The sequence below is a fragment of the Methanosphaera sp. DEW79 genome (genome assembly GCF_003266085.1).
Lineage (GTDB): Archaea > Methanobacteriota > Methanobacteria > Methanobacteriales > Methanobacteriaceae > Methanosphaera > Methanosphaera stadtmanae.
Window position 1 is genome coordinate 1 of record NZ_MUZW01000065.1, and the last position, 22,253, is coordinate 22,253.

The 22,253-nt window shown below is 28.4% G+C and carries 24 protein-coding genes; 10 read left to right on the forward strand and 14 right to left on the reverse strand.

From position 1 onward, the window contains the following. Positions 1-177: 177 nt before the first annotated feature. From gatD to gdhA, 6 genes are all read left to right on the forward strand, one after another. On the forward strand, positions 178-1,494 hold the full coding sequence (gene gatD / locus BZ132_RS06790; RefSeq protein WP_286940683.1) for a Glu-tRNA(Gln) amidotransferase subunit GatD: 1,317 nt from the start codon (positions 178-180) through the stop codon (positions 1,492-1,494). A 15-nt stretch (positions 1,495-1,509) separates the two neighbouring features. Then, positions 1,510-3,408: a Glu-tRNA(Gln) amidotransferase subunit GatE gene (gene gatE, locus BZ132_RS06795; RefSeq protein WP_286940685.1), complete on the forward strand. Its 1,899-nt coding sequence runs from the start codon at positions 1,510-1,512 to the stop codon at positions 3,406-3,408. Between the two features lie 128 nt (positions 3,409-3,536). Further along, the gene (locus tag BZ132_RS06800; RefSeq protein ID WP_011406983.1) at positions 3,537-4,442 is read left to right on the forward strand and encodes an NAD(P)/FAD-dependent oxidoreductase; all 906 of its coding nucleotides are present in this window, start codon (positions 3,537-3,539) and stop codon (positions 4,440-4,442) included. A 10-nt stretch (positions 4,443-4,452) separates the two neighbouring features. Further along, the gene (locus BZ132_RS06805) at positions 4,453-4,668 is read left to right on the forward strand and encodes a hypothetical protein (protein WP_011406984.1); all 216 of its coding nucleotides are present in this window, start codon (positions 4,453-4,455) and stop codon (positions 4,666-4,668) included. A 21-nt stretch (positions 4,669-4,689) separates the two neighbouring features. Beyond that, positions 4,690-5,808: an AAA family ATPase gene (locus tag BZ132_RS06810; protein ID WP_112149739.1), complete on the forward strand. Its 1,119-nt coding sequence runs from the start codon at positions 4,690-4,692 to the stop codon at positions 5,806-5,808. Positions 5,809-6,247: 439 nt separating this feature from the next. After that, positions 6,248-7,582, forward strand: a complete 1,335-nt coding sequence (gdhA, locus tag BZ132_RS06815; RefSeq protein ID WP_011406986.1) for an NADP-specific glutamate dehydrogenase — start codon at positions 6,248-6,250, stop codon at positions 7,580-7,582. A 91-nt stretch (positions 7,583-7,673) separates the two neighbouring features. Here the strand turns inward: gdhA and BZ132_RS06820 are convergent, their stop codons facing one another. Next, a complete protein-coding gene (locus BZ132_RS06820) occupies positions 7,674-9,047 on the reverse strand; it encodes an MATE family efflux transporter (RefSeq protein WP_011406987.1) in 1,374 nt (457 codons plus the stop codon). A 113-nt stretch (positions 9,048-9,160) separates the two neighbouring features. Here BZ132_RS06820 and hjc point away from each other — a divergent pair, with 113 nt between their 5' ends. Together hjc and BZ132_RS06830 are read left to right on the forward strand one after the other, a co-directional pair. Next, entirely contained in the window at positions 9,161-9,571 is a 411-nt protein-coding gene (hjc, locus tag BZ132_RS06825; protein ID WP_011406988.1) for a Holliday junction resolvase Hjc, read from the forward strand. 124 nt (positions 9,572-9,695) lie between these two features. Then, on the forward strand, positions 9,696-9,830 hold the full coding sequence (locus BZ132_RS06830) for a winged helix-turn-helix transcriptional regulator (protein WP_232048244.1): 135 nt from the start codon (positions 9,696-9,698) through the stop codon (positions 9,828-9,830). Between the two features lie 127 nt (positions 9,831-9,957). Here the strand turns inward: BZ132_RS06830 and BZ132_RS06835 are convergent, their stop codons facing one another. The 3 genes from BZ132_RS06835 to BZ132_RS06845 all read right to left on the reverse strand — a co-directional run bounded on the left by BZ132_RS06835 (position 9,958) and on the right by BZ132_RS06845 (position 12,160). After that, positions 9,958-10,173 carry a pyridoxamine 5'-phosphate oxidase family protein gene (locus tag BZ132_RS06835; protein WP_286940688.1) on the reverse strand — a complete coding sequence of 72 codons (216 nt, stop codon included), beginning with the start codon at positions 10,171-10,173 and terminating at the stop codon, positions 9,958-9,960. 245 nt (positions 10,174-10,418) lie between these two features. Beyond that, positions 10,419-11,228, reverse strand: coding sequence for a dihydroorotate dehydrogenase electron transfer subunit (locus BZ132_RS06840; protein WP_112149740.1), 810 nt, complete (start codon positions 11,226-11,228; stop codon positions 10,419-10,421). Positions 11,229-11,239: 11 nt separating this feature from the next. After that, positions 11,240-12,160, reverse strand: a complete 921-nt coding sequence (locus BZ132_RS06845) for a dihydroorotate dehydrogenase (protein ID WP_286940689.1) — start codon at positions 12,158-12,160, stop codon at positions 11,240-11,242. Positions 12,161-12,315: 155 nt separating this feature from the next. On the opposite strand from BZ132_RS06845, the gene BZ132_RS06850 reads away from it, so the two are divergent. Together BZ132_RS06850 and BZ132_RS06855 are read left to right on the forward strand one after the other, a co-directional pair. Continuing rightward, positions 12,316-13,545 (forward strand): NOP5/NOP56 family protein, encoded by a 1,230-nt coding sequence (locus tag BZ132_RS06850; protein WP_112149741.1) that lies wholly within the window; start codon positions 12,316-12,318, stop codon positions 13,543-13,545. Between the two features lie 14 nt (positions 13,546-13,559). Further along, positions 13,560-14,225: a fibrillarin-like rRNA/tRNA 2'-O-methyltransferase gene (locus BZ132_RS06855; protein WP_011406993.1), complete on the forward strand. Its 666-nt coding sequence runs from the start codon at positions 13,560-13,562 to the stop codon at positions 14,223-14,225. Positions 14,226-14,243: 18 nt separating this feature from the next. On the opposite strand, the gene coaBC is transcribed toward BZ132_RS06855, so the two are convergent. From coaBC to BZ132_RS06905, 10 genes are all read right to left on the reverse strand, one after another. Then, positions 14,244-15,398 carry a bifunctional phosphopantothenoylcysteine decarboxylase/phosphopantothenate--cysteine ligase CoaBC gene (gene coaBC / locus BZ132_RS06860; RefSeq protein WP_011406994.1) on the reverse strand — a complete coding sequence of 385 codons (1,155 nt, stop codon included), beginning with the start codon at positions 15,396-15,398 and terminating at the stop codon, positions 14,244-14,246. A gap of 18 nt (positions 15,399-15,416) precedes the next feature. Continuing rightward, the gene (locus BZ132_RS06865; protein WP_112149742.1) at positions 15,417-15,986 is read right to left on the reverse strand and encodes a PsbP-related protein; all 570 of its coding nucleotides are present in this window, start codon (positions 15,984-15,986) and stop codon (positions 15,417-15,419) included. A 24-nt stretch (positions 15,987-16,010) separates the two neighbouring features. Beyond that, the gene (locus BZ132_RS06870) at positions 16,011-16,586 is read right to left on the reverse strand and encodes a hypothetical protein (protein WP_112149743.1); all 576 of its coding nucleotides are present in this window, start codon (positions 16,584-16,586) and stop codon (positions 16,011-16,013) included. A gap of 44 nt (positions 16,587-16,630) precedes the next feature. Then, entirely contained in the window at positions 16,631-17,467 is an 837-nt protein-coding gene (pheA, locus tag BZ132_RS06875; RefSeq protein ID WP_011406997.1) for a prephenate dehydratase, read from the reverse strand. Between the two features lie 143 nt (positions 17,468-17,610). Further along, positions 17,611-18,435, reverse strand: coding sequence for a CBS domain-containing protein (locus BZ132_RS06880; protein ID WP_011406998.1), 825 nt, complete (start codon positions 18,433-18,435; stop codon positions 17,611-17,613). Between the two features lie 119 nt (positions 18,436-18,554). Continuing rightward, complete coding sequence (locus BZ132_RS06885) at positions 18,555-19,490, reverse strand: CBS domain-containing protein (RefSeq protein WP_011406999.1); 936 nt, start codon at positions 19,488-19,490, stop codon at positions 18,555-18,557. Between the two features lie 41 nt (positions 19,491-19,531). Next, the gene (locus BZ132_RS06890; protein WP_286940692.1) at positions 19,532-20,113 is read right to left on the reverse strand and encodes a cyclic nucleotide-binding/CBS domain-containing protein; all 582 of its coding nucleotides are present in this window, start codon (positions 20,111-20,113) and stop codon (positions 19,532-19,534) included. 314 nt (positions 20,114-20,427) lie between these two features. After that, on the reverse strand, positions 20,428-21,138 hold the full coding sequence (locus BZ132_RS06895; protein ID WP_048059769.1) for a 7-carboxy-7-deazaguanine synthase QueE: 711 nt from the start codon (positions 21,136-21,138) through the stop codon (positions 20,428-20,430). Then, positions 21,134-21,616: a 6-carboxytetrahydropterin synthase QueD gene (locus BZ132_RS06900; RefSeq protein WP_011407002.1), complete on the reverse strand. Its 483-nt coding sequence runs from the start codon at positions 21,614-21,616 to the stop codon at positions 21,134-21,136. The genes BZ132_RS06895 and BZ132_RS06900 overlap by 5 nt, the downstream gene beginning before the upstream one ends. Positions 21,617-21,629: 13 nt before the next feature. Further along, positions 21,630-22,193: a DUF366 family protein gene (locus BZ132_RS06905; protein ID WP_011407003.1), complete on the reverse strand. Its 564-nt coding sequence runs from the start codon at positions 22,191-22,193 to the stop codon at positions 21,630-21,632. Positions 22,194-22,253 lie beyond the last annotated feature (60 nt).

A 22,253-nucleotide genomic window follows, 5' to 3' on the forward strand; every position in this document is an offset into this window, starting at 1 on the left:
ATTAACTAAAGTATAACATATAATGAAAGTTAAATAAACTAAAAAATAAAAACTATGAAAACTATAAACATAATTATTAGTACTTAAATTAAGAAAAATATGAAAAAATACAACTTATACTATAATTTTTATTCAAATAATAACTAAAAAACTATTTTTCACAAGGAGGAAAAGAATTTGGCATATGAAGAATATCTTAAAGATTTTCTAGAAATATCAAATATTACTGTTGGAGACACAGTAAAAGTAACAAAACCCCATATAGAACATGAAGGAATGTTACTTGAAAAACCAGACTATTCAAATGAAAACACTATAATACTAAAATTAGATAGTGGATACAATATTGGTATTGATATAAAAGATGCAAAAATAGAAAAAATAAGTGAAGGTAAAAAACCTCAAATAGAATTAGATCCTGTTGATAAAAAAATCTCTGATAAAAAGAAAAATTTATCAATACTTTCAACTGGAGGTACAGTTGCAAGTGTAATTGACTATAAAACAGGAGCAGTACATCCAGCATTTACAGCAGATGACCTGCTCAGAGCAACACCAGAACTTGTTGATTATGCAAATATAAATGCTAAAGCTATATTCAATATTCTAAGTGAAAATATGACACCAGAATATTGGAAAAAAACAGCAACCACAATCTATGATGAAATAAATAATGGAGCAGATGGAATAATCATAGCTCATGGAACAGATACAATGCATTATACTGCATCTGCATTAAGTTTCATGATAGACTCTCCCGTACCTATTGTTTTAACAGGAGCACAACGTAGCTCAGATAGACCATCATCTGATGCATTTACAAATCTTATGGCATCAGTTAATGCAGCAAAATCTGATATTGCAGAAGTTACAATATGTATGCATGGAACTGAAGATGATTCCTACTGTGATCTACACAGAGGTACAAGAGCACGTAAAATGCACACATCACGTCGTGACACATTTACAAGTATAAATATGAATCCACTTGCAAGAATTGAAAATAACAAAGTAACAATAAATGATACACAAGTAAAATACACTAAAAGAAATGAAAAAGAACTATCCCTAAATACTAATCTTGCAGATAAAGTAGCATTAATTAAAATGTATCCTGGAATTAGTCCTGAAATTATAGACATCTATGTAGATAAAAACTATGATGGAATTGTAATTGAAGGAACTGGTCTTGGTCATTGTAGTGATGATGTAATAACAAGTATTACAAGAGCAACAAGTGAAGACATTCCTGTTGTCATGACTTCCCAATGTTTATTTGGACGTACAAATATGAATGTGTATAGTAGTGGTCGTAGATTACTACAAAACAATGTAATTAGTGTGGGAGATATGTTACCTGAAACAGCTTATACAAAACTACTATGGGCTGCAGGACAGACAGATAATGTATCAGAAATATATGAAATAATGAAAACAAATCTTAAAGGAGAAATGGATACAACATTATCCCAAAATTACTTTATAAAAAACTAAAGGAGTGCTGAAAAATTGTCTGAAGATAAATTTAATTATAAAGAATTAGGATTAATGATGGGATTAGAAATTCATCAACAACTAGATAGTAAAACTAAACTATTTTGTAGATGTCCAAATAGCCTAACAGATAAAAAACCTGAAAGAAAAATATTCCGTCGTCTAAGACCAACACAAAGTGAACTTGGTGAAATTGACAGAGCAGCATATGAAGAATCACAAAGAAATCTTCAATTTGTATATGAAGCATATGATCACCATACATGTCTTGTTGAAGCTGATGAAGAACCACCATCCCCTCTAAATCAGGAAGCTGTTGATATTTCAATAATTCTTGCATCACTCATGAATATGAAAGTAGTTGATGAATTTCATACAATGAGAAAACAAGTAATTGATGGAAGTAACACCAGTGGATTCCAAAGAACAGGAATTCTCGCTACTGATGGATATGTTGAAACAGAATATGGTGATGTTACAATTGAAACATTAGGTCTTGAAGAAGATGCAGCAAGACGTATAGGAGAAGAAGATGGTAAAATTGTATTTAGACTTGACAGATTAGGTATTCCCTTAGCAGAAATAACAACATCCCCTGACATGCATCATCCTCTTCAAGTAAAAGCTGTTGCATACCAATTAGGTCAAATCTTAAGAAGTACTAGTGTAAAAAGAGGACTTGGTACAATTAGACAGGATTTGAATATTTCCATTAAAGAGGGAAGTAGAATAGAAGTTAAAGGTGTTCAAGACCTTGATCTTATGCCAACAATTGTTGAAAATGAGGTTCAAAGACAATTAAATCTTATAGATATTAGTAAACAGTTACAAGAACGTGGAGCATGTGTTGAAGAAGAAATTATAGATGTTACAAAATATCTTGAAAACACTGAATCTAAAGTTATTCAAAATAGTCTTGCAAAGGAAAATAGTTGTATTTTAGCTATTAAATTAAGAAAATTCAATGGATTAATTGGACGTGAAATTCAACCAGGTAAAAGATTAGGAACAGAATTTTCTGAACATGGAAAAAAAATGGGTGTTTCTGGATTATTCCACACTGATGAATTACCAGCATATGGAATTGTTCAAGAAGAGGTAGATACACTTAGAGACATACTAGAATTAGATGAAGATGATGCATTTATTCTTGTTGCTGAAGAAAAAACAAAAGCACACAATGCATTACTTGAAATTATTAAACGTGCAAAACAATCACTTGAGGGTGTTCCTGAAGAAACAAGACGTGCACAAGATGATGGAAATACCCAGTATTTACGTCCATTACCTACTGCTAGTAGAATGTATGTAGAAACTGATATTCCAACAGAAATAATTGAAAAAGAAAGAGTTAAAAAAATAGCTTCAAATCTTCCAGAGTTACCTGTTGTTAAAAAAGAACGTATTGAAAAAGAATACAAACTTAGTGAAGATTTAGCTAAACAATTAGTACAACGTAATCGTGCAGATTTATTTGAAGAAATTAAAAAAGAATTACCAAGTATGGATTCAGTGAAAATTGCTTCTGATATTGTATATACTATTAAGGATTTAAAACGTGATGGTTATGATATTACTAAATTAACAAAAGATGCTCTTGTGGAAGTATTTAGTCTTGTGGATAATGATGTGATTCCTGCAGCAGAAACAGAAGTCATATTAAAAGATGTTTGTAATGATATTTCTCCTAGAGATTCAGTGAAAAATAATAATCTTGAAAAACTATCAGATGATATTATAGTAGATACTATTAAGGAAATTATTGAAGAAAATAAAAATATGATTGAACAAAGAAAAATGGGTGCTATGGGTCCTCTTATGGGTAAAGCCATGGCTAAATTTAAAGGTAAAGCTGATGGTCAAACTGTAAGTAATGTTATTAAAGATGAAATTTTAAATATCATCAACAATTAAATACATTATTTATTTTAATCTTCATTTTTACTTTTTTTTATAGAATCCATTTTTTTTAATATAAATTTAAATATAAAATAAAAAGATATATTATTTACTAAATAGGTTAGTAATTCGGAGTGATTATAATGTATGATTTAGTAATTATTGGAGCTGGTCCTGCAGGTCTTACAGCAGGAATATATGCTGGTAGAAGTGGACTTAATACTATTATTCTTGATGAAAATCAAAGTGGTGGAACAGTTAATGTTGCTCCCCTTATAGAAAATTATCCTGGAATCAATGAAATACCTGGTGTTGATTTAGCTCGTAGTATGACAGAGCAAGCAAAGAAATATGTGGATATTAGAGAATTTTCTCTAGTTGAGAGTATCTCTAAATCTATTGGAGGTACTTTTGAAATAAAAACTACAAATGATATTATAGATACAAGATATATTCTTATTGCTACAGGTTCCTCATATAAAACATTAGATTGTGTAGGTGTAGATGAATTTGTTGGTCGTGGAGTTTCATACTGTGCTGTTTGTGATGGTACTTTCTTTGTTAAAAAAGAAGTTCTTGTTATTGGTGGTGGAAATTCTGCTGTAACTGAAGCTTTGTATTTAAATCGTATAGGTGTTAAATGTAGTTTAGTACATAGAAGAGATAAACTTCGTTGTGATAGTCAATTAGAAAAGGATCTTCATAATGCTAACATTAAAATATACTGGAACACACAACTAAAATCTGTTAATGGAAATGACTTTTTAGAGGAAGCAGTATTATATAACAATGAAACTGGTGATGAAACTAAAGTTAAAGTATCTGGAATTTTTATTGCCATTGGATATACACCTAATAATAAACTTATAAAGGATTTTGGTATTTCTTGTGATGATTTAGGATATATTGAAGTTGATGAAAATATGAAAACTAGTGTCGATGGAATATATGCTGCAGGTGATATAACTGGTGGTGTTAAACAGGTTATTGTTGCTGCAGGTCAAGCTGCACAAGCTGTAACACATATTAGTGAATTATTATTGATATAGTGTTGATGATATGACTTTAACTTCCAAATTATTTCAGGAAATATCCTCTGATTTAAAGAAAGATTTTCCAGAGATTGAGTCAATAGAACGTGAAAATAATAGTGTTATTATAACAGGATGTGATGATGTGTTATGGAACATCTTTGAAGTATTATTTAATGGTGTTAAAAACATTGAATTTAATATGGATAAAAACAAAACACATTATCTTATAATAGATTTTTAGATTTATTCAATTTAGGAGTTAATTAAGATGAATAATAGAATTGAAAATAATTATGTTTCAGAAAAACAGTTACGTCAGCTTAATCAAAGTAGAGTAGAGGCCAAAATTGTTGTTTTAAAAGCAGTAGGTTATCCACTTGAGAGTTCATTTATTGAAACTCCCGAAATTGAAGTTACAAACAAGGAATTATTTGAAATATATGCACAAGATCAGTGGAGTGGTTATAAAGTACATAAAGGTCAGTATATTTTTGATCAGAAATTAATTCCTGATTTTGCATTTCAAGTAGTGGATGTTAGACCAGATAATTCCTATATTACACATAACACCTCTTTTCTCATGTTTAAACAAGATAGTAAAATTAAACAAACCCTTTCTAAACATGAATATAAAGTTAGTGATGTTGTTGGTCAAACAAAGGCTAAAAATAAAGCAAAAATAATAACTAATTACTTGGAAAATCCTGATAAATTCAAAAATTGGGCTCCTCGTAACATATTATTTTATGGAAGACCAGGTACTGGTAAAACCATGCTTGCACAGGCTTTAGCCAATGAATTAAATGTTCCCATACATATGATTAAGGCTACAAGTTTAATTGGAAATCATGTGGGTGATGGTGCTAATCAAATTCATGAGTTATATAAACAAGCCAGATACACCAAACCTACTGTGATTTTTATTGATGAAATTGATGCTATTGCATTAGAGAGAAAGTATCAATCATTACGTGGAGATGTAACAGAGATTGTAAATGCTCTTCTTACTGAAATGGATGGTATTGAAGATAATGATAGTATTATTACTATTTGTGCTACCAACAATCCTGAAATTCTTGATTATGCCATAAGAAGTAGATTTGAGGAGGAAATTGAATTTACATTACCTAATGATGAAGAACGTAGAATTATCCTTGAAAAAAACATTAAGACTCTACCACTTAAATGTAGTTTTAATCTTGATAAATTAGTTTGTGAAACTAAAAATTTATCTGGAAGAGATATGAAGGAAAAAATATTAAAAACTGCCCTTCACAGAGCTTTATGTGATTCTCGTGATGTTATCAATGATGAGGATGTTAGTTATGCTTTAGATGAAATTAGAAAAGAAGTAAAACATTCAGATAAAATGTTTGTATAAACTTCTTTCCTTAAATTTTTTTAAAATAATAAGTTATAAGTTATTTTTTTATAACTTTTAAGTTTTTAAATTATAAATTAAAAGAAATAAGTAATAACTAATAAGAAAAAAGAATACATAAGAAAAAATAAGAGAAAAATAAAAATAAAAAAAGTAGCATATGTTATACAATACTTTAAATATATAGAACTAATCGAAACACTCACATAAATTATAATTAACAATTAAAGAATAATTGTTTTTGAGAGTATGAATATATAAATAGTAGAATTACACATAATATAAAATAAGACGGAACACGGCATTAGTGTTCCTATTAAAATTTAAAATTATAATAAACACCTACTATAATTCTATAGTAAAGTGTTTACAACAGTAATATAATAGTTATTAAAAAAATAATAACAATTAGTTAAATAAATCATGGAGATTAATGACAATGTCTTATGTTGACGAAGTAATTAATAAAATTACAAAAGAAAACCCAGGTGAACCTGAATTTCACCAAACATTAAACGAAGTATACAAATCTATTGAAGTAGCAGTAGAAGAAAATGAAGAACAATACAGAAAAGATGCAGTACTTGAAAGATTAGCAAACCCTGAAAGACAAATAAAATTCAGAGTTCCTTGGGTTGATGACGAAGGACAAGTTCAAGTAAACACAGGATACCGTGTACAATTCAACAGTGCAATTGGTCCATACAAAGGAGGATTACGTTTCCACCCTTCAGTAAACATAGGTATTATAAAATTCTTAGGATTTGAACAAATATTCAAAAACTCATTAACAGGACTTCCAATTGGTGGAGGAAAAGGAGGATCCAACTTCGATCCTAAAGGTAAATCAGACCGTGAAGTAATGAGTTTCTGTCAAAGTTTCATGAATGAATTATACAGACACATAGGTCAAGATCAAGATGTACCTGCAGGAGATATAGGTGTAGGTGCTAGAGAAGTAGGATACTTATATGGACAATATAAAAGACTCACCAAACAATATGAAGGAGTATTAACTGGAAAAGGATTAACCTTTGGTGGATCTTTAGCAAGAACCGAAGCAACAGGTTACGGATTATTATACTTCACCAATGAAATGTTAAAAGCAAACAATGAAACATTAAAAGATAAAACTGCAACAGTATCTGGTTCAGGAAATGTAGCTATTTATGCAATTGAAAAAGCACAACAATTAGGTGCAAAAGTTGTAACAGCATCAGATTCAACTGGATGGGTATATGATCCTAAAGGTATCGATGTAGCATTACTCAAAGAAATCAAAGAAGTACAACGTGGAAGAATGAGTGATTATGCTGCAAAAAGAGAATCTGCAGAATATCATGAAGGAAGAGGAGTATGGCAAATTAAATCTGATGTTGCTCTACCTTGTGCAACTCAAAATGAATTAACATTAGATGATGCTAAACTTATTGTAGAAAATGATACCCTTGCAGTATCTGAAGGAGCAAACATGCCTACAACACTCGATGCTACAAAATATTTACAAGACAATGGAATATTATTCGGTCCTGCAAAAGCAGCAAATGCTGGTGGAGTAGCAGTATCAGCTCTTGAAATGAGTCAAAACTCAGAAAGATTATACTGGACTTTTGATGAAGTTGACAATATGCTCAAAGATATCATGACAAACATCTTCAGTAAATTAAATACAACAGCACAAAAATATGAACAAGACAAAAACTATGTTCTTGGTGCTAACGTAGCTGGATTTGAACGTGTAGTAGAAGCTATGCAATCACAAGGTATTGTATAGATACAAACTTGAATTATGATTCAATTCATAATTCATTCTTTTATAAACTCCTAAAACCAAAAACTCATTTTAAAAAAAATAGAAAATAAAATTAATTATTTTTAAGTAATCTACTTACATAGATTTTTCCTATAATAAATGCTATAAATGCACCTATTGTATATCCAACAACATTACCTAACCATACACCATTAAGACCCATATTAAATACTACTGCAAATAGATATGAAAATATTATTGCACATACTGCTTCTCTAGTAAATGTTAATAGTAATGATACATTAGCCTTACCAAATCCTTGAAATAAATATGTTGATACAACACCAATTGGAAATGTTAGAAATGTAATTGAAAAATATTTTAGAAACACTACAAAAGGTTCATGTAACATACTACTTGTAGATGAATATGCAAATAAGTATGCAATTTGATTTGCAAATACATATAATATTACTGCAGAAATTATACCAATAATTGTTCCAAGAAACATTGCATAATTATATGCTTCATTAATTCTATTAAAACGTTTTGCACCATAATTAAAACCAACAATACTTACTAATGCACTACCTATTCCAATTAAAGGTTCAAATGCAAATGAAATTAAACGCCATCCAGTCTCATATACTGCTACATAATCACTATTTGAAACCATTAATAATAAGAGATTCATTATTATTCCAACAAATGATAATACAAAAAATTCTATACTTGCTGGTATTCCTATTTTTAAAATATCCCTAATTATACCAGCATCATACTTAAAATATGTTCTATATGGCTTTAGATATGTATCTTTTTTAATATATATCCAATAAATTATAACTAAACATACAATTAGTAAGGATATGAGTGTTGCATATGCAGCTCCCGCAATTCCCATATTTAACTGATAAATAAATATTGGATCTAGAATTATATTTATAATTGTAGATAAAAACATTGCATACATCGTTCTTTTCACATCACCCTCTGCTCGTAATATACCATACATTGCTTGTGGAAATATAAGTAGAATTGAACCTACAAAAAACACTCTTGAAAATTCTAGAGCAAGCTGTAAATTCATACCACTTGCTCCAATTAAAATATACAAGGGTTCCATGAATACAAGCAATAATAGTGTAATTATTACTGAGAAAATAATAATTAAAAGTAGTGAATGAAATGAAGCATTGTTTGCTAATTTATGATTTTTCATTCCAATATATTTTGAGATTACAGCAGTAATTCCTGAACCAAGACCTGCACCTATACCTAATATAATAAATTGTAGTGGAATTATAAAACCAATAGCTGTTAGTGCATCTACTCCTAGTCCTGATATCCACATTGCATCTACAATATAATATAATGATCCAATTACTAATGATACCATTAGAGGAAAAGATAACTTCCTAACTGCAACTTTAGCATCACCATCTAGTATGTTAACTCCTATTGTATTTTCAGATTCTTCAACCAAAAGATACCTCCTATAGACTCAATTAATATAACATTAATATATTAACTTATGATTATATAAATTTTATTAAAAACAGGATATTAATAAAAAAAATATATCTGGGACTTAAAATTATGAGTAAAACTGGATCAAAAGAAGAACGGGACCTTGTTAATAAATTATGGAATGCTAATTTTGCAGCTATGCGTGCACCTGCAAGTGGTGGTGCAACAAAAAGACCACTTCCTGATGTACTTGCAGGTAATGGAAAATTATATCTTGCTATAGAAGTTAAATCTACACGTCAAGAATATATTTATATTGATAATGAGAAGATTACTAATTTATTAAAATTTTCAAAAATCTTTGGTGCAAAAGCATATGTTGGTGCAAAATTCATTAGAAAACCTTGGAGATTTATAAAAATTGAGGATTTACATATAACACGCAAAAACAATTACAGAGTAAATATTGACTTAGCATTTAGTAAGGGATTGGATTTTAATGAAATTATTGGAGAAAGTAAGCAGACAAAATTAATTTAAATTTATTTAGGTGGATAATATGGATTCAAATAACATGACAATAGAATGTCCTATAGATAAAGCAACGAATATTTTCAGTAAAAAATAGACTATACAAATAATACGTGACTTATTTTTTGGTAAAATACATTTTAAGGAATTTCAAGAAGATAAACCAAAACTTAGTAATAAAATATTATCTAAAAGATTAAAGGAATTAGAATCATATTTTTTGGTGGATTTCCTGAGAAATCTGCTAATACTGCCTTTGCATTTTTAAGAGTGAATACTTCAAATTCAGGATTATCTCCACTTTGATATAATACTTTAACTAGATCATTTGCATCGATTACTTTTTGTTTTAATTCAATATCATCAGTAAATTCTACTTGTGTTGATATTCTAAGTCATGCATAATCGTGAGTTACTGTTGTTATTTCAATATTAGAATTTTTTTTGCATTTCTTTATACATTGGTTTTTTTTGTTACTTGTACAGAAGTATGGTTTTTCATCTTCTTCAAAGTAATATAATATTGGTCTTATTTTTGAGTTGTTATCAAGTCCATTTGTTGCTAAGTATACGAGTGGATTTTCTTCTAAAAATTTTATTACACAATTCATTTTAATCAATCTCCATTAATTTAATTTTATATTTATATTACAGTAATTATTAGTTAATTTACTAAGTAAAGTATTTATAATCCTTTATTTACTTGGTAACTATTTAGTAACCTATTTTTTAAAAATTAATTGAAGATATTATTATAAAAAGTTTTAAGAATAACCGACTAAATTATAACTTATAATGTTAAAACAAATAACTTATAACTTATACTAAAGATAAATAAAAAAAAATAATAAAAAAATTAGTATTTAACAATACTTCCTGAAGCATCACGACGATACTTACCAAATTCTCCAAGTTCTCTTAATTGATTCTTATTAAAAACAGGACCTTCCACACATACTCTAAGTCCTGTATCATCAATACAACACTGCCCACATATACCAAGACCACATTTCATATATCTATCAAGTGCTAATTGACAATCAACATCGTATTTAATACTTAATTCATACAATTTATAGGACATTATTTCTGGACCACAACCAACAATAACATCATATTCCCCAGTTTGTAACAATTCCTCTGCAAGTTGTGTACTGAAACCTTTAAATCCACAACTTCCATCATCAGTACACTTATGTACTACAACATCAGAATCAAATCTTTTATTAAATACCAGTTCATCAGCACAACTTGCTGCTGATATTAACTCCACATTATCATAAAATGAAGTTAAAGGTGCAAGAGAAGCTATACCTGATCCTCCACCCACAGCTAGTACTTTTTTATAACCATCCAGTTCATATCCATGACCATAAGGTCCTCTAATACCAATTAAATCACCCACATCCATATTATCATACATATTTTCCGTAAATGGTCCTGCTTTACGAATAGTTATTCCCATAAGATTATTTTCCCTATCAATAATGGAGATTGTCATTGGTTTTTCATTATGTAAATCCCATACCATAACAAATTGTCCAGGATGAATATCATCTGTTATATTCCATGGAAATATAAATGTTTTTACTGTTGGTGTTTCAATAATTGTTTCTTTTATTTCAACGACATTTGGAACTTCATCATCATAAACATTTTCAATCATAAACTTTTCACCTATCCTAAGTTATGAGATAATCCTATAATCTCTTCCACATTTTTATAACCATTTTCTTCTAAGAAATTTGAAAGATCATGTGTTATATTTTTAAATATTTCTGGTCCTTCATACATAATTGATGTTCCAATTTGAAGTAGGCTTGCACCTGCATATAAAAATTCTAATGCATCTTTATATGTTCTTATTCCACCCACACCAAATAATGGAATATCAACAGCTTCATATGTTTTATATACACATTTAAGAGCTATTGGTTTTATCATAGGACCAGCAATTCCTCCAAATACATTATTTAGTATTGGTCTTGCTGTTTTATAATCTATTCTAAGACCTGGCCCCACACTATTTATAAGAGTTAATGCATCAGCTCCAGCATCCTCTGCTGCCTTTGCAATTTCTGTAATATCTGTTACATTTGGTGTTAATTTAACTATGATTGGTACATCTTTTATATTATCTTTAACACTACTTACAATATCATGTGTTAATTCAGGATTTTCCCCAATATTTGATCCAAAACCACATTTTGCATGTGGACAAGATACATTTAATTCAAATGCATCAACATAATCCTTTGTCTGATTTGCAACATCAGAGAATACTTCCTCACTATCACCATATATTGAGGCTATTACTGGTGTTTTATCACGAATTTCATTTAAATCTTTGAGTTCTTCTTTTTTAGCCTCAACTCCAGGACTTGCAAGCCCTACTGAGTTTATAACCCCACCTTCAATCTTTACAATGGTAGGATTATCATATCCATCATTTGCTTCTATACTAAATGACTTTGTTACAATACCTCCAGCACCAGCTCTTGCAACCATTTTCATTGAACTAGCTGTTGTTCCAAGAATTCCTGCTGCTAAAAATAGAGGATTAGATAGTTTCATTCCTAAAATTTCTTGTTCTAACATTTCTACTTTCCTACTAATTTTTTATTTTATAATAAAAAAATAATTTATAATATCTTATATTTATTTCTGTATTTTCATGCTTATAAATTAAAAATAGTTTATTGTTATGACAAGTTGTTAACATTAATAAATATAGAAAATTAAAAGTATTATACATGAAATGCTATATTACAACTACAAGTTTCGGATTTATAGCTACGAATCAAGATAATGAAATAATTGACTACAGAGTTTTTGAAAAAAAACAAGTTGAAAAACTACTAGAAATACAGAAAAAACAATTATTACAAGAAGAAGTAGAGTTAATTGAATCAGTTGGTTTATATTATGATGAAATTGTAATAGAAACTAGTAAGGCTCGAAGTATATATTCACACTTAAATCAGTATGATAAAATCATTACAGAAAATACAACAAAAACTGGAAAATACATAAGAAACAATTTAGAAGAGATTTTAACAGATATTCCCGAGCTAAAAAAGGTTGATGTACGTAGAAATTTAAATAATACATACACCCAAATAGCTAAAGATAAAATTAGAGAATCTATTAAAACTAATGATGTAATGATCGTAGAAACAATAAATTCACTTGAAGAAATAGAAGAAACTACAGGTAAATTAATTGAACGTTTAAGAGAATGGACAATAACATATGTTCCAGAGTTAGATAAGATTCATAATCATGAATTATATTCTAAAATCATTGCTTTAGAAACAACACGTGAAAATATTAAAAATAGTTCTTTAATTGAAAATACACAGATTGAAATACTAGATAGTAACGATGTTGAAATGACTGAAGAAGATTTATCAATAATTAAAGAATTTGCTACATCAATTTATTCATTATATCAGACAAAGAATACTCTTGAAGAATTTATCCAGAATAAGATAAAAGAAGTAGCTCCTAATTTATATGATGTTGCAGGTGCTAACCTTGCAGCTAAATTAATTGCACATATGAATGGATTAGAACAACTTGCTAAATTACCATCAAGTACTGTTCAAATTATTGGTGCTGAAAAGGCAACATTTAGACATTTGAAAACTGGAGAAAATCCACCCAAACATGGATTAATCTTCCAACATCCAAGTATTCGTGGTTCAAATTGGTGGATACGTGGAAAATTAGCCCGTGCTGTAGCTGCTAAAATTACTATTGCAGCAAGAAAAGATGCATTTAGTAATGATTATGATGCTAATTTGAAGATTGAACTTGATGAGAAAATTGAGAAAATAAAAAAGGATCATCCATTCCCCGAAAGAAAAAAGAAAAAAGAGAATAAGGATAAAAAAGGTAAAAAAAGTAAAAAAAATCGTAAAGAACGTAAAAAAAAGAAAAATAGGAAGAAAAAATTAAGAAAAGGAGAATATTCCTATTAGGGAGTTGATATTATATGCAGATAAAAAATATTGGTGAAAATGTATATCAAATAGATAATCAAATTGCTACTGTAAATCTAACTCCTACAAAACAAGTGTATCAAGAAAAACTCATACCATATGAAGATAAAGAATTTAGATTATGGAATCCACGTAGATCAAAACTAGCTGCAAGTATTATTAAAGGTCTTACTATATTTCCATTTAAGAAAGATTCAAATGTATTATATTTAGGAGCTTCTGCAGGAACTACTCCTTCACATATTTCAGATATATGTACTGAAGGAAAAATTTATTCAGTTGAATTTTCTCCAACAATGATGAGAGAATTCATTGAAGTTGCACAAAAAAGAGAAAATTTAATACCATTACTTGAAGATGCTACACATCCCCTTAATTACCAACACTTATTAGAATCAGTTGATATTGTCTATAGTGATGTGGCTCAAGCACAACAAACAAAACTTTTCATTGATAATTTCAGACTGTTTGCAAAGGAAGATGCAACTGGAATTATAATGATTAAAGCAAGAAGTATTGATGTAACAATGAATCCAAATACAATTTTTAAACAGGAAAAAAGAAAGCTTGAAGAAAGTGGCCTAAAAGTTTTAGAAGAAATAAAACTTGACCCTTATGAAAAGGATCATATTGCATTTATTTGTAAAAAATCATTCTAAAAAAAAGATGATAGATTTTTATATTAATTTATAAATTCTATCAATTATTTTTTGAGAAATATGCCATTTAGAATCAAGACATAACTTCTCACAACCATCATCACTAATTAAGTAAACCTCATTATCCTCACATCCAGGTCCAGCCCCTTCAACAAGAATATCATTAGCCACCATTAAATCAACATCGTATTGATTTTTTTTATTAGTAGCCTTTTTAATTAAATCACCCTCAGACAAACCAGCTTCAGCCTTAAATCCAACAATAAAAATATTAGAATTAATTTCTCTTACTTGTTCTAAAATTTTAGGTAATCTTCTAAGATTAAGTGATAAATCATTGTCTGATGAATATTTTAAATCACTCTTATTTTCCACTTCAAAATCAGAAACAGCTGCTGTTGAAACGAAAATATCAGCATTTATAATCTCTTTTTTCACAACTTCAGCCATTTCACGTGATGATTCCACATTGATCCTCCTAAAAGTTTTAGGAATATGTGTTTTTGTTATTCCACAAATCAATGTAACATTAGCTCCTTGACGATATGCTTCTTTTGCAATTTCAACACCCATCTTACCAGAACTTCTATTAGTTATTCCACGCATAGCATCAATTTCTTCAAAAGTTCCACCAGCAGTTATAACAACATTCATTCCATCTAATTTATTTTCAGAAACCATTCTTTCCACTTCAAGAACAATATCATGTTTACTTGGAAACTTAGCTTTTCTTTCTTCATTAGTAGGTTCTATAAATCTAACTTCTGGATGTTTTTCTTTAATTTTATTAATATTTTCTTCTATTGCATGATACATTGAAATATGCATTGATGGAACAAATAATATTGGAGTTTTATAACCACTGGCTGTTAATAGAAGAGTAGTTACTGAAGTATCTGCTATTTTATAAGCAAATTTACTTATTGTATTTGCTGTTGCTGGTGCAACAAGTATTAAATCAGCTTGTGCATTTTTTACATGTTCAACATTACCAGTAATTTTTGTTACAACAGGATTCTTTGTTGCAAATTCCATAGACAGTGGTGTTATAATATCACATGCATCATCTGTCATGAAACATTCAACATCAAAACCATGTCTTTGTAATTGATGTACTAACTTTAAATCTTCAGTTGCGGCAATACTACCAGTAACACAAAGAATTATCTTCATATATATCCCCCATATTTATTATAAATTAAGAGAAAATCCATTTTTATTCTCATTATCTTTTATTAATTTAAAACTATGTACTATCTTATCATAATTTGATCTTTGAGATTCATATGATTCTACTGGTGTAGAAAAAAGTACTACATATAATTTACCATCACTCATTTTCATCCATGTAGCCACATGCTCTTTCTGTGTACCATCAGGCTCATTTATAATATATCTGTGAATTAGAACAGATCTATTATTTAATGTTGAAGAAGCTTCCTGAATTCTAATATAATTACCATATTGTGTTAATCCTTGATTATTAGTATTATATGCTTGTTGTAAATCATTCCCTAATTCTGAAGGTACTTGTTGTATTACAACTGATGTATTAGCATCCTTTGGATTTGCTACTGCCACTATTGATCCTTCAGATACACTATTTGCTTCTGACCACCCCTCAGGATAAATAAAAGTTACACCATTTTTTTCATAAGTTTCTCCTGAAGTCATTATAGGTCCTAAAAGTCCACCATAATATATGGCGACACAGACAAGTACTAATAAAATAATTGTTATTATTGTTTTAACCCATTTCATAATATATACTCCCTATAATCTAAATCATGTAGTAGTATTACTTGAAGATGTACTAGATTTAGATGTGGTTTTACTACTTGAATTAGTTGCTTTCTTAGTATTTTTCTTATTAACAACTTTTGAAGTGTTTATCTTCTGATATTTTTGGACTGTATTCTTTTGTAGAGTAGTATTATTACTCTGTGTGGCATTAATAGAAGTAACAGTATCATTAGCACTGAATGCTGAATCAGATACGGTTATGTTAATACCTGTTTCATTTTCTACTGTGTGTAATGCAGATATTCCTGCAAAAATTCCAATACCAAATGCTAATAATACAAATAATACTAATAAAATTCTTTTAGTACTTTTACTAAAGATTTGTTTACTGCTGATTTCTGAGAATTCCTCATTTTTAACTGAGGAATATCCATCCACAAAATCATCATATAATTCTTCTTTTTTATTTCTAGATTCTTCAATTTTTGATGATTTAAAACCTTTTGCTTCTTGAAGTTTACTTACAGCTTCCTTATTACCCAATTTACGTTCATATCTTATTCTTAATGTATCATATTCATCTAAAGAAAGATTACCTTTATTTTTTTGCTCTTCCAAATATTTTAATTTCTTTTCAATATTATGTCGAGAGTTACTTCGAACTATTTTAATGCCCCCTCAACAGTTTTATAAGAACCTAATAATTTAAACATCTTAACTTTCTTTTTAATTATAGTTAATGTTTTACTTATATTAGAATCTAAACGATGACCTTCCATATCAATAAAAAATAAATATTTTCCCATACCTTGTTTTGAAGGCCTAGATTCAATTTTTGTAAGATTTATATTTTCCTTAACAAATTCATATAAAATCTCACATAATCCTCCAGGCTTATCTCCATTTAATGAAATTATAATCGATGTTTTATCATGTCCTGTTGACTCTTTTTGGTCATGATTTGCCAATATTACAAAACGTGTAACATTATTTGGATAATCTTGAATATTTTCATCTAATATTTCAAGATCATATTTCTTAGATAAAATTTCATTTCCAATTACTGCAGCAGTAGCTATTTCAGTAACATATCTTGCAGCATTTGCTGTACTTGACATTGTATGAACTTGTTTACCAAGCTTATTAATATAATGTCTACACTGTGCTATTGGTTGTTGATGAGAACATATGACAGATATATCCTTAAGAGTTTTACCCTTTTGTACTAGAAGATCATGATTAATAGGTAATTCTAACTCTCCTTTAATCTTTATATTAAAATATACTAGTGCATCTAATGTTACAAGTACTGAACCCTCAGTTGAATTTTCAATAGGTACTATTGCTTCATCAATTTCATTTTTTTCTAAAGATTCGAATATATTAAGTATATTTGGATACGGAATAATCTCCATATTATCCTCAACAATAGATAATGCTGCTTGTTGTGAGAATGTTCCTTCAGGACCAAGATATCCAACTTGTTTATTTTTATTCATTAATTATTATTTATGTAAAGGTTAATTAATTAAGTAATGCTTTTTACATAGTACTTGAGTGTCATTTTAAAAAGAGTAAATAATAATTTAGATATAATTTCTAAAAAAAATAAGAAGTATTAAAAGAAAAAGAAGAGAAAAAATTAGTAATTTCCTCTTTTTCTACTGTGATCATAGACATAACGTAAAATATCAGATTTTGAAACAATACCTTGAACTTTATTTTTATCATCAGATACAGGCATTCCACTAAATTCTTTTGAAACCATTATATTTGCCACTTGAGCTATTGTTGCATCTTTTGTAGTTGTTTCAATTGTTTGAGACATTACTTCCTGAACAAATAAGTTTCTTATTTGTGTATGCTGATATTTTTCAGGTACTCTTTCTTTAAATTCAACAATTGTTTTAGCCATATCCTTAGCTGTAATTATACCCATTATTAATCCAGAGTTAACTACAACAAGTCTTGCCACATCATTGTCAATCATTAATCTTCTTGCATGTACTAATCTGTCATCAGGACTTACTGTGATAACACGATTTGTCATGATATCTTTTATAGGAGTTTCATCATATGGTTTTGTATCCACATTCCTTAAAAAGTCTGTTTTTGTCACCATACCTACTATATCATTGTCATCAATAATAGGTATTCCACCAATATGATTATCAACCATTAATTTGAGTATTTTAACTTTTGAATCAGAAGGTGCTCCAGTTATAACATCACCAGTCATGATTGTAGAAATTCTCATATGAGATAGAGGAACTTCTTCATATTTTGCTGAAGCTATTTTTGTAGCAATATCTTTTTCAGTTACAATTCCTACTAATTCATTTGTTTTTGAAGATATGGCAGGTAATCTTGAAATTTTATGTTTTCTCATTAGTTTTAAAGCGTCTGAAACTGTTTGATCTTTACGAACTGTTACTATGTCTTTAGCCATTACTTTATCAATTGTCATAAGTAATCAACTCCTAAGTTTTTTTAAATTATGTTAATAACTATTTATTATTTAAATATAAATAGCTTGTTCTTATATACAATAAAAAAAGAAAAAAAATTAATTCTTTTTTTATTAACCTATTGCACAACTGCTTTTATTAGATCACGAATTGTTACTATTCCTATTATTTTTCCAGAATCTTCATCTACTACAGGTAACCCACGAATATTTGATTCAAACATTAAATCTGCAACATAACCTAATTTATCATATTTAGATACTGTAATTACATCCTTAATCATTAATTGATCAGCTGTTACTTTAACAACATCTTCTCCTTCATTAGAGAATAATTTTGCAAATAATTTATGGTCACCTATGTATTTAAGTATGTCTGATGCTGTAACAAATCCTAATAATTTTTCTTCTTTTGATTGAGACTCCTGATCTTCCCCTACTATTGGAACTCTCCTTAATGAGTTTCTTACCATTATTTTTGCAATACCTTCTATTGGAGTTCCAGGTGTTGTTGTTATAACATTAGTTGCCATGATATCCTGTACTTCTAAATCAGCACATAGTTTACCTAATTTTTTAACAATATCTCCTTCTGTTACTATTCCAACTATTTTTTCATCATTATTTATTATTGGAAGTCCACCAATTCCTTCTTCAAGCATTAGTGTTGTTGTATCAACAATAGTATCAGTGTTTGTCATTGTTTTTACACCTACTGTCATGATTTCTTTAATAGGTGCATTTATTGCAGATAAGAAGTTACCTTTATGTTTATCTGTAATAATGTTGTATTTTTTTCCTCCACCAAAGAAGTCAAGAATATCCATTGTTGTTACTATACCTAATAACTTTCCAGAACCAGGGTCTGTAATTGGTATTCTTCTAAAGTCATTTTTACTCATTAGATTTGCTATTTCAATTATGGATGAACTTTGTGGTGCTGTTACAACATCTTTAGCTGCTATGTCCATTATGTCTCCATCTGTTTCTGCTTTTTTAGTTTGTAAATCTAAGTTATCATAACTTTCTATTTTGTTTATAAGTTTATTTTTCATATAAATACCTCACTGTATTGTTTAATTTGTTATCTTATTAATTAATCCATTTCTTCTTCTGATTCATTATCTATACAATCAGGGCATAGATATCCCCCATCAATGTCCCGTAATCGATCATAAACACCACATTTTTCACAAACACCCTCACTTAGATGTTCATCATAATCATTAGAGTATACATCATCAGAATAAAGTCCATCCAGATTTTTTTCTTCAATAAACAGCCCTATTAATTCAGGAGATACTCTCACAATGTCTGTTAGTGTTAATATACCCTTTAAAACATCACCTTCTATTACTAAAAGAACTTTACAATTATTTTTTATCATTGTAGAGGATGCTTCAATTAGAGAAGTATCTAATCCTACACTAACATATTTCTCCATAACCATGTCTGCAGTAATATCTTGTGGTGAAATATTTTTAGATACAACTTTTGAAATAATACCATTACTTGTAACTATTCCCTCTACCACTTGATCTTCTATAACCACGGAACTAATATCATGTTTAGTCATAATAGTTGCTATATCAGATATTGATGAACTGCTGGTTGCTGTTATAACATTGTAGGTCATAGCATCTTTAATACCTATGTTATGTTTTGTTTTTAATTCCATGTTAATCACTCCAGATTTTTTATTAAAAAGTTAATAACATAATTAATAGTATAACCTTACTTATATTATAATATTTATTTAATTTTCATATTTTCATACATAAAAATTAGAAAAATAAAATTTATTTATAAATATTTCATTAAAAATAGAAAGTTAAAAAAAAATATAGTTATAGTAATAATAAATACTATGAGAAATAAAAATAAAATTGAAAATTAATGTTTTATTTTAAATATTATGAAGAACTTTTTTTACTATTAATATCAACTTAATTTATAATTAATATAAAAAAATTAATAAAATAGAATAATTTCTTATTCTACATTCAAATATTTATGTATTTGAGGTATTATTGATACAGAATGATTTTTTCCAATAATTTCAGATATTTTAAAGAGATTATCCTTTTTATCCCATAATTCCATAGGACTTACTGGTTGAATTATTATTTCTACTTCTTTTGATATGTCATTAATATCTTTCATTATTTTATTTATAACATTTATTGGTGTTGTTGGAGAAACAACTATTTTAATATAATATTTCTGATTATTTAGTTGCATTACTTCTATTGATTTTAATTCATTTTCATAAACTTCTATCCATTCATCCTTAGAATTAAAATGTTCTGGTAACTTAATATCCATTGATACAATATCAATTACATCATTTAAGTTATCCAATTCAATTGGTTTTGTTGCATTTGTTTCAAGCATTGCTTTGTAGGGATATTTTTTTAGAAAATCATGTATATAATCTGAGTGAAGTAATGGTTCTCCACCAGTTATTTCCAATGAATCAAAGTCAGGAGTCATTAGTTTTTGAATTTCTTCATTTAATTGATCATATGAATATTCCTTACCCAACTGATTTGTTTTACTATTTTCTGTGTCACAGTATTTACAATTAATATTACATCCTGCAAATCTAATAAATATTTGACGTTTACCAATTAAGAGACCTTCTCCTTGTATACTTGAAAATATTTCTATTATTTTATGAGTAATTGAGGAATCCTCCTTAATTTAATGGTTTATGATAAGATGCTCCTTGACCTATTCCTTCATTTACTTGTACTTCAATATAGTCTAGAGTTGTTGTATCGATATTTTCAACTATTAAATCTGTAATATACACAGATAATGATTCTGCTGTTGTTGAAACTATTGGAAGTAGCACTACATCACATTTAGGTAATTTATATTCAAGTTTATCCAATACTTTAAATTCAACAGTTTCATCATCCTCATAAGTTATTTCTAAATCTGGACTTTCCACAGGTATTAATACTCTATGATCTAGTGTTTTACAGATTTTTCTTGTAATGGATTTAAGTACTTTGAAGTCTATTACAAATCCAAATTTTCCTGAACGTTCACCTTCTACTTCCACATCAACAATATAACTATGTCCATGAATTTTTCCACAGGATTCATGTCCTATAACCATATGTGCTGCTGAAAATCTTAAATTTGTATGTATTCCATCTAAATTTACTTTCATATTTTTTTGCCTCTTAGAATACTTTTGTTTTTGTTATATCTTTATCTATTGTTTCAATCATTTCTATATATGTATTTGCAATATCATCTTGTAATTGATGTATTTTATTAACATCCATATTATCCTCTAGAGCAGATGTTTCTACATCATCTGGTGTTCCTTCTGTTGTAATATTTAGTGCAAAGTGCATTTTCATTGAACTAATAGATGCTGTTGCTATGGATACTGACAATTTTTTATTGTTAATAAATATATCATCACCATCTTGTGTTGTTTTAATACCATAATCCAGTAGTTTATCTCTTGTTATCATAACCAGTATTCTTTGTCTATGATATGCTAATTTTAGATTTCCTGGTTGTTCATCAAAATGTTCCACTATGAAATTTAACATCAAATTTCCTTTTATATCAAGTCCCACATCTTCATAATCTATTAAATTATCACCTAGTATGTTCATAGGTCCTACCCATGAAACTATGGTTGAATCTTTTACTTTAAATTCTTGAAATGCCCATGAAGGATTTATTTGACTTCCATCATATTCATTACCATCTATCCATTTTAAGTACTGCATTTTATCATCTCATATAATATTTATTTATTCCAATTATCATAAAACTATGTTCAGTTTATC